General features: G+C 66.3%; 6 protein-coding genes. All 6 read left to right on the top strand.

Annotated elements, in window-relative coordinates:
• Positions 1-308 precede the first annotated feature (308 nt).
• The 6 genes from aceE to WAW17_RS02305 all read left to right on the top strand — a co-directional run bounded on the left by aceE (position 309) and on the right by WAW17_RS02305 (position 8755).
• Entirely contained in the window at positions 309-3167 is a 2859-nt protein-coding gene (gene aceE / locus WAW17_RS02330) for a pyruvate dehydrogenase (acetyl-transferring), homodimeric type (RefSeq protein ID WP_422331411.1), read from the top strand.
• 74 nt (positions 3168-3241) lie between these two features.
• A complete protein-coding gene (locus WAW17_RS02325; protein WP_422331410.1) occupies positions 3242-4513 on the top strand; it encodes a PucR family transcriptional regulator in 1272 nt (423 codons plus the stop codon).
• Between the two features lie 127 nt (positions 4514-4640).
• Positions 4641-5558 carry an ACP S-malonyltransferase gene (locus tag WAW17_RS02320; protein WP_422331409.1) on the top strand — a complete coding sequence of 306 codons (918 nt, stop codon included), beginning with the start codon at positions 4641-4643 and terminating at the stop codon, positions 5556-5558.
• A 106-nt stretch (positions 5559-5664) separates the two neighbouring features.
• Complete coding sequence (acpM, locus tag WAW17_RS02315; protein WP_422331408.1) at positions 5665-5976, top strand: meromycolate extension acyl carrier protein AcpM; 312 nt, start codon at positions 5665-5667, stop codon at positions 5974-5976.
• A gap of 8 nt (positions 5977-5984) precedes the next feature.
• Complete coding sequence (locus WAW17_RS02310) at positions 5985-7232, top strand: KasA/KasB family beta-ketoacyl-ACP synthase (protein ID WP_422331407.1); 1248 nt, start codon at positions 5985-5987, stop codon at positions 7230-7232.
• An 89-nt stretch (positions 7233-7321) separates the two neighbouring features.
• Entirely contained in the window at positions 7322-8755 is a 1434-nt protein-coding gene (locus WAW17_RS02305) for an acyl-CoA carboxylase subunit beta (RefSeq protein WP_422331406.1), read from the top strand.
• Positions 8756-8787: the final 32 nt, after the last annotated feature.

Here is an 8787-nt window from a genome sequence, read left to right as displayed (position 1 = left end):
CGATCGCACCTGGCACTGACGGTCGCGCCGACCGTGACTGCCGTCGCTGCCCGCAGGAGCCCCACTCCCCTGGGCCGCTGCGCTCGCGTCTTCGCACTTTCCGGCCTCATCGGTACAGACACCCGTTCGGCCGCGTACTCAGCGCAAACGCTACCGGAGAGTAACCCGAGCACGTTGTGCTACCGAAGCTTCGATGGGGGAAGATGAATGGTGCGCCATATTCATAAGGAGATGGGTCGGCCCTAACAAGGTGCCGGTCGCATGGAGAGGACGCCACACCGCGCGTCCCACCACAATGAGGAGCAACATTGTCAGACCTGATCCAGGAACCCGCGTCTCAACCGGCTGCCGCCACACCCGGCGCCGGAGCGGTCCAGCCCTCCAAGCCCAGCGCGACGCCGACGGGATCCGACGGCCGCGTTCGCGTCATCCGGGAGGGTGTCGCGTCCTACCTGCCGGACATCGATCCCGACGAAACCACGGAGTGGCTGGAGTCCTTCGATGGTCTGGTCGAGAGGACCGGACCGGCCCGCGCCCGCTATCTGATGTTGCGCCTGCTCGAACGCGCCGGTGAGAAGCACGTCTCCATCCCGGCGCTCACCTCCACCGACTACGTGAACACCATTCCCACCGAGAACGAGCCGTGGTTCCCCGGCGACGAGGAGGTGGAGCGCCGCTACCGCGCCTTCATCCGCTGGAACGCCGCGATCATGGTGACTCGCGCCCAGCGTCCCGGTGTCGGCGTCGGCGGCCACATCTCCACCTACGCGTCGTCCGCAGCGCTGTACGAGGTCGGGTTCAACCACTTCTTCCGCGGCAAGGACCATCCCGGCGGCGGGGATCAGATCTTCATCCAGGGTCACGCTTCCCCCGGTATCTACGCGCGAGCCTTCCTGGAGGGCCGGATCCCGGCCGAGCAGATGGACGGCTTCCGCCAGGAGCACAGCCACGCCGACCAGGGCGGCGGCCTGCCCTCGTATCCGCACCCGCGTCTGCTCCCCGACTTCTGGGAATTCCCGACCGTGTCCATGGGCCTGGGCCCGATGAACGCGATCTACCAGGCCAGGTTCAACCACTACCTGCACGATCGCGGCCTCAAGGACACCTCCGACCAGCACGTGTGGGCCTTCCTCGGCGACGGCGAGATGGACGAGCCGGAGTCGCGCGGATTGGCGCACGTCGCGGCCACCGAGGGTCTCGACAACCTCACGTTCGTCGTCAACTGCAACCTGCAGCGACTCGACGGGCCGGTGCGGGGTAACGGCAAGATCATCCAGGAGCTGGAATCGTTCTTCCGCGGGGCCGGCTGGAACGTCATCAAGGTTGTGTGGGGCCGCGAGTGGGATGCACTGCTGCAGGCAGACCGCGACGGCGCCCTGGTCAACCTGATGAACGTCACCCCGGACGGGGACTACCAGACGTACAAGGCGAACGACGGCGCCTTCGTCCGCGAGCACTTCTTCGGCCGCGACCCCCGGACCAAGGAGCTCGTCAGGAATCTGAGCGACCAGGACATCTGGAACCTCAAGCGCGGTGGTCACGACTACCGCAAGATCTACGCCGCCTACGCTGCCGCACTGGCGCACAAGGGGCAGCCGACGGTCATCCTCGCGCACACCATCAAGGGCTACACGCTGGGCAAGCACTTCGAGGGCCGCAACGCGACCCACCAGATGAAGAAGCTGACGCTCGAGGATCTCAAGTACTTCCGCGACCTCCAGCGCATCCCGATCTCGGACGAAGAGCTCGAAGCGAATCCGAAGATGCCGCCGTACTACCACCCGGGCAAGGACGCCCCCGAGATCCAGTACATGCTCGAGCGGCGCCGCGCCCTCGGCGGATTCCTGCCCGAGCGGCGGGACACGGCCACACCGCTGCAGTTGCCGGACGACAAGACGTACGACGTCGTCCGCAAGGGGTCGGGCAAGCAGCAGGTGGCCACCACGATGGCACTGGTGCGGATCATGAAGGAACTGCTGCGCGACAAGGAGATCGGCAAGCGCATCGTGCCGATCATCCCCGACGAGGCCCGCACCTTCGGCATGGACTCGTGGTTCCCGTCGCTCAAGATCTACAACCGCAACGGCCAGCTGTACACGGCCGTGGACGCCGAGCTGATGCTTGCGTACAAGGAGAGTGAGACCGGCCAGATCCTGCACGAGGGCATCAACGAGGCCGGCTCCACGGCGTCGTTCACCGCGGTGGGCACCTCGTATGCCACCCACGGCGAGCCGATGATTCCGCTGTACATCTTCTATTCGATGTTCGGATTCCAGCGGACCGGCGACGGACTGTGGGCCGCGGCCGACCAGATGGCCCGCGGCTTCGTGCTCGGTGCGACCGCCGGCCGCACCACCCTCACCGGTGAGGGCCTGCAGCATGCGGACGGGCATTCGCTGTTGCTCGCGTCGACCAATCCGGCTGCGGTCACCTACGATCCGTCGTTCTCCTACGAGATCGCCCACATCATCAAGGACGGTCTGCGTCGGATGTACGGCGGCACCGAGGGAGTCGACGGCTTCGGCGGCGAGAACATCTTCTACTACATCACCCTCTACAACGAGCCGTACGCCCAGCCGGCCGAGCCGGAGAACCTGGACGTCGAAGGTCTGCTGAGGGGTCTCTACCTCTACAAGAAGGCGGAGGGATCGGGCCCCAAGGCACAGATCCTGGTCTCCGGTGTCACGATGCCGGAGGGTCTGCGCGCCCAGGGACTACTCGCCGAGGAGTGGGGTGTGCAGGCCGACGTGTGGTCCGCGACATCGTGGGGAGAACTGCGCCGCGACGGCGTGGAGTGCGAGAAGCAGGCACTGCGCGACCCCGGCAACGACGCACCGCTCCCCTACGTCACCCAGGCACTGTCGGATGCGGCGGGGCCGTTCGTGGCGGCGTCGGACTGGATGCGCTCCGTCCCGGACCAGATCCGTCAGTGGGTACCGGGTTCGTACACCACGCTCGGCACCGACGGGTTCGGATTCTCCGATACCCGCCCGGCGGCTCGCCGCTTCTTCAACGTCGATGCCGAGTCGATCGCGGTGGCCGTTCTCATCGCTCTCGCCAATGAAGGATCAATCGACCGGTCCAAGGCTGTCGAGGCGGCAGCGAAGTACCGGATCGACGACGTGCAGGCCGCGGGAGTGTCGTTCACCGACACCGGCAGCGCATAGCTGTCAGCCGCCTGACCATCGCAGCCCGAGTGTCCGTCGGACATCTCGGGTTGCGGTGGGCGTAGGTTCGTCACATGGTCGAGCAGAGTCCGATGGCCTCGCGGAGGAGGCAGCCGAGGGATCCGCTGCCCGACGCCCTGTTGCGCCGAGTCAAGCAGTTCTCCGGGCGATTATCGACCGAAGCCGTCACCACGATGCAGGAACAACTGCCGTTCTTCGACGACCTCGACGCAGCTCAGCGTTCCAATGTGCAACTGCTGGTGCAGACGGCCGTCGTGAACTTCCTCGAATGGCTCAAGGATCCCGACAGCGACATCCGGTTCAGCCTCGACGCGTTCCAGGTGATTCCCCAGGACCTGGCGCGCCGGCTCACGCTCCGCCAGACCGTCGACATGGTCCGGGTGGCCATGGAGTTCTTCGAGCAGTGGCTGCCCGCCCTCGCCCGCAACGACCAGCAACTGATCGCACTCACCGAGGCCGTGCTGCGCTACGGGCGTGAGCTCGGGTTCGCCGCCGCCTCGGTGTACGCGAGCGCCGCGGAGTCCCGGGGCGCCTGGGACACCCGGCTCGAGGCCCTGGTCGTCGACGCCGTCGTCCGCGGCGATACGGGTTCGGACATGCTGTCGCGGGCGGCCACCCTCAACTGGGACGCCACGGCCCCGGCCACCGTGATCGTCGGCACGCCTCCGGAGGACGAGCGTGTGTCGGTAGTGGGCACGGTGCACACGATCGCGCAGAAGCACGGCCGGGCGGCGCTGGCTGTGGTCCAGGGATCCCGGCTGGTGATGGTGGTGAGTGGCGAACTGCAGGAGGGTTCGGGTCATTCGAGATTCATGACCGACCTACTCGCCAAGTTCTCGGACGAGCCGGTGGTCATCGGGCCCACCACACCGACACTCGGCGCGGCCCACTTCAGCGCGATCGAGGCGTTGGCCGCGATGCAGGCGGTCGCGGGGTGGCGCGGTGCGCCGCGGCCGGTGCACGCCGCCGAGCTGCTGCCCGAGCGTGCACTGCTCGGTGATCATGCGGCCGTCATCGCACTCAACGAGCATCTCGTCGCCCCGCTGGCGGCTGCCGGCGGGGTTCTCACCGACACCCTGGACGCGTATCTCGACTGTGGAGGTGCGGTTGAGACTTGTGCACGGCAGCTGTTTGTTCATCCAAATACGGTGCGATATCGGCTCAAGCGAATCGCCGAAGTGACGGGTCGGGACCCGACGAATCCGAGGGACGCGTACGTGCTTCGAATCGCCGCGACCGTGGGTCGATTGACACATTCTCATAACGAACCAATCACACGATTAACACCAGTCACACCCTTCTCGTTCGGTGAAGCAGGCCTGTAACGGTGAAGCGTCTAGTTTCGATGGCAGCGCCCCACGTGCGGATTTGTAGAAACCCCACAAATCCACCTCGGAAGGTTCATCCGGCACGACATCTCGCGGTACGCGTTCCGGGGTGTTCTCTTGAAGAGTGATTTCGTTGCTCGCCCCGGGTCAGGGCTCTCAGACACCCGGCATGCTCATTTCGTGGTTGGAGCTGCCGGGTACTCATGACCGTGTCGCACTGTGGTCGAAGGCCGCCGGCCTCGACCTCGTCCGACTCGGCACCACCGCGACTGCGGAGGAGATCACCGACACATCGGTGACCCAGCCGCTGGTCGTCGCCGCCGCTCTCCTCGCCTATGAGGAACTCGACGCTCGTGGCCTGGTCTGTGCGGACACGATCGTGGCCGGACATTCCGTCGGTGAACTCACCGCGGCCGCCGTCGCCGGCGTCATCTCCGCCGACGACGCCGTTGCCCTCGCCGCGATTCGCGGTGCGGAGATGGCCAAGGCGTGTGCACTCGAACCGACCGGCATGTCCGCGGTGCTCGGAGGCGACGAGTCCGAAGTACTCGCCCGTCTCGACGAACTCGGCCTGGAACCCGCGAACCGTAACGCCGCCGGCCAGATCGTGGCCGCCGGTCTGCTGTCCGCCCTCGAGGAACTGGCGGCCGCCCCGCCGGCGAAGGCACGGGTGCGTGCCCTGCCCGTCGCCGGGGCGTTCCACACCCGCTTCATGGCACCCGCCCAGGAAGCGGTCACCGCGGCTGCGGCGAGGATCACACCCGGTGAACCCACCCGGACCTTGCTGTCCAACGCGGACGGCGCACCGGTCGCGTCCGGAGCCGACGCACTGACTAAGCTGGCGGCGCAGGTAACCCGACCTGTGCGTTGGGACCTGTGTACCGCAAGCCTGCGGAGCGCTCAGGTCTCCGCGATCGCGGAACTTCCACCGGCCGGAACCCTGGTCGGCATCGCCAAGCGTGAAATGCGCGGCACGCCGACCCTGGCCCTCAAGACACCGGGGGATATCTCCGCTCTAGCCGAGTTCACCGAAGTCGGCTAGTTTGCTGCGCGCGCTCAGTTGCGCGCAGGGCCCGCAGGTGCGGCCGATGGGGACGCACCTGCACAACTCCAGAAACAGCTACACCTATTCAGAAGGGAGCCACTCAGTGGCCGCCACCCAGGAAGACATCATCGCCGGACTCGCGGAGATCATCGAGGAGGTCACCGGCATTGAACCCTCCGAGGTGACCATCGAAAAGTCCTTCGTCGACGACCTCGACATCGACTCCCTCTCCATGGTCGAGATCGCCGTTCAGACCGAAGACAAGTACGGCGTCAAGATCCCCGACGAGGATCTTGCGAGCCTGCGCACCGTCGGCGACGCCGTCAACTACATCCAGAAGCTCGAAGCACAGGGTGGCGCCGAGGCGGAGGCCGTGAAGGCCAAGCTCGAGGCCGCCAAGAACGACGAGGAGTGAGTTCAGCCGTGAATTCCGCCGGAGCCGACAGGAAATTCCCCAACGTCGTCGTCACGAGCCTCGCGGCTTCGACGTCGATCGCTGGTGACGTGGATGCCACGTGGAAAGGCCTGCTGGCCGGCGAGAGCGGCATCGATGTTCTGCACGATCCGTTCATCGAGGAGTACGATCTTCCGGTTCGGATCGGTGGCCACCTGAAGGTGTCCCCCGACGAGTCTCTCTCCCGCGTCGAGCTTCGACGGATGAGCTTCGTCGAGCGACTGGCCCTCGTCCTCAGCCGTCAGGTCTGGGAGAACGCCGGCAGCCCCGAGGTCGATCGGGATCGGCTCGGTGTCGTCATCGGCACCGGTCTGGGCGGTGGCGAGGCCCTGGTCGACGCAGTCGACAAGATGAAGGCCGGCGGATACCGCAAGGTGTCCCCGTTCTCCGTGCAGATGGTGATGCCGAACGGTCCGTCGGCCACGGTGGGTCTCGACCTCGGCGCCCGCGCCGGGGTCATCACTCCTGTGTCGGCATGCTCGTCAGGGTCCGAAGCCCTTGCACATGCCTATCGCATGCTCGCACTGGGCGATGCCGACATCATCGTTGCAGGAGGTGTCGAGGGCTTCCTCGATGCGGTGACGATCGCGAGCTTCGCCATGATGCGCGCTCTCAGCACCAACAACGAGAACCCGAAGGCAGCCTCGCGTCCGTTCGACAAGGATCGCGACGGATTCGTCTTCGGTGAGGCCGGGGCGCTTCTGGTCCTCGAAACCGAGGAGCACGCCAAGGCCCGCGGCGCGACGATCCACGCCCGGTTGCTGGGCGCGGGCATCACCTCCGACGGCTACCACATCGTCGCTCCCGATCCGTCGGGATCCGGCGCTGCACGAGCCATGACGAGGGCGATTCAGTCGGCTGGATTGACGAAGAACGATATTCAGCACATCAACGCGCACGCCACGGCAACCCCGATCGGCGACACGGCAGAGGCGAATGCCATCAATGCCGCTGTCGGCAATCATGCCGCGGTGTATGCACCGAAGTCCGCGTTGGGGCACTCGATCGGCGCCGTCGGTGCGCTCGAATCGGTGCTCACGGTCCTGAGTGTGCGTGACGGGGTCATTCCTCCCACGCTCAATCTCGAGAATCAGGATCCAGAGATCGACCTGGACGTCGTCGCGGGCGAGCCCCGTTACGGCCAAATCGATTTCGCACTGAACAACTCGTTTGGTTTCGGTGGGCACAATGTCGCGCTCGCCTTCGGCCGGGCCTGATCCGAGCCTGTCCAGCTAGTTCGCGGGTGGAGACCCCGTCGGGGTCTCCACCCATCGACAGCCCTCGAGGGCCACTCAAGGAGCACGCGATGACAATCTTGGCACCCGCGACGAAGTCCGAACCGTCCACCGACCCGCGCGACCCACTTGCGCGCCTCGAGAAGCTGTTCGATCCCGGGACGGTCGTCCCGCTCCATTCGCGAGACAAGTCCGGTGTGCTGGCTGCGGCCGGCAACATCGACGGCGTCCGCACCATCGCCTACTGCTCCGACGCCACCGTCATGGGTGGCGCCATGGGCGTCGAGGGCTGCAAACACATCGTCAACGCCATCGACACCGCCCTCGAGGAAGACGCGCCGATCGTGGCGCTCTGGCACTCGGGCGGCGCTCGCCTCGCCGAGGGTGTGGAAGCCCTCCATGCCGTCGGGCTCGTCTTCGAAGCCATGGTCCGCGCTTCGGGTCGTGTTCCCCAGATTTCCGTCGTCCTCGGCTTCGCGGCCGGCGGCGCCGCGTACGGTCCGGCACTCACCGACATCGTCATCATGGCGCCGGAGGCGCGCGTGTTCGTCACCGGACCCGACGTCGTGCGCAGTGTCACCGGCGAGCAGGTCGACATGGTCTCCCTGGGCGGGCCGGACGTGCACACCAAGAAGTCCGGTGTCGCGCACATCGCCGCCCACGACGAGGCCGACGCCCTGCATCGCGCACGCCGTCTGGTGTCGATGTTCTGTGAGCAGGGCGAATTCGATCAGACCGCGGCCGCACATGGTGACACCGATCTTCGGGCACTCATGCCGGAATCGGCCAAGCGCGCCTACGACGTGCGACCGATCGTCCACGAACTGCTCGACAACGTCGAGGGAGAGTCGAGTTTCGAAGAGCTGCAGGGCAACTACGCACGCAGTATCGTCACCGGTCTCGGGCGTCTCGCCGGCCGAACCGTCGGTGTGATCGCCAACAATCCGTTGCGCCTCGGCGGCTGCCTCAACTCGGAGAGCGCGGAGAAGGCCGCTCGCTTCGTCCGCCTGTGCAACGCGTTCGGCATACCACTCGTCGTGATCGTCGACGTCCCGGGTTACCTGCCCGGCGTCAGCATGGAGTGGGAGGGTGTGGTTCGCCGCGGAGCCAAGCTGCTTCACGCTTTCGCCGAGGCCACCGTCCCCCGCGTCACCGTGGTAACCCGCAAGATCTACGGCGGCGCGTACATCGCGATGAACTCCCGCGCCCTCGGTGCCACCGCCGTCTTCGCGTGGCCCGACTCCGAGGTTGCGGTCATGGGCGCCAAGGCCGCTGTCGGGATTCTGCACAAGCGTGCCCTCGCCGCCGCCCCGGAAGCGGAGCGCGAAGCTCTGCACGAACGTCTGGCGGCCGAGCACGAGAGCATTACCGGGGGTGTCGACCGGGCGGTCGCGATCGGCGTGGTCGACGAGGAGATCGATCCTGCCAAGACACGCAGTGTCGTCACGGCTGCCCTCGCCGCCGCTCCGGCATCCCGCGGCTCCCACAAGAACATTCCACTCTGATCCCACACTCTGCACACGAGAAGACCCCCGCC

It is taken from the genome of Rhodococcus sp. (in: high G+C Gram-positive bacteria), assembly GCF_049286785.1.
Lineage (GTDB): Bacteria > Actinomycetota > Actinomycetes > Mycobacteriales > Mycobacteriaceae > Rhodococcus_F.
The sequence above is the reverse complement of the archived record's forward strand: the minus strand, read 5'-3'. Positions and strand labels throughout refer to the sequence as shown.

Coding starts and splice junctions, on each gene's coding strand:
- WAW17_RS02305 (WP_422331406.1), top strand. CDS start 7,322: ATGACAATCTTGGCACCCGCGACGAAGTCCGAACCGTCCACCGACCCG.
- WAW17_RS02325 (WP_422331410.1), top strand. CDS start 3,242: ATGGTCGAGCAGAGTCCGATGGCCTCGCGGAGGAGGCAGCCGAGGGAT.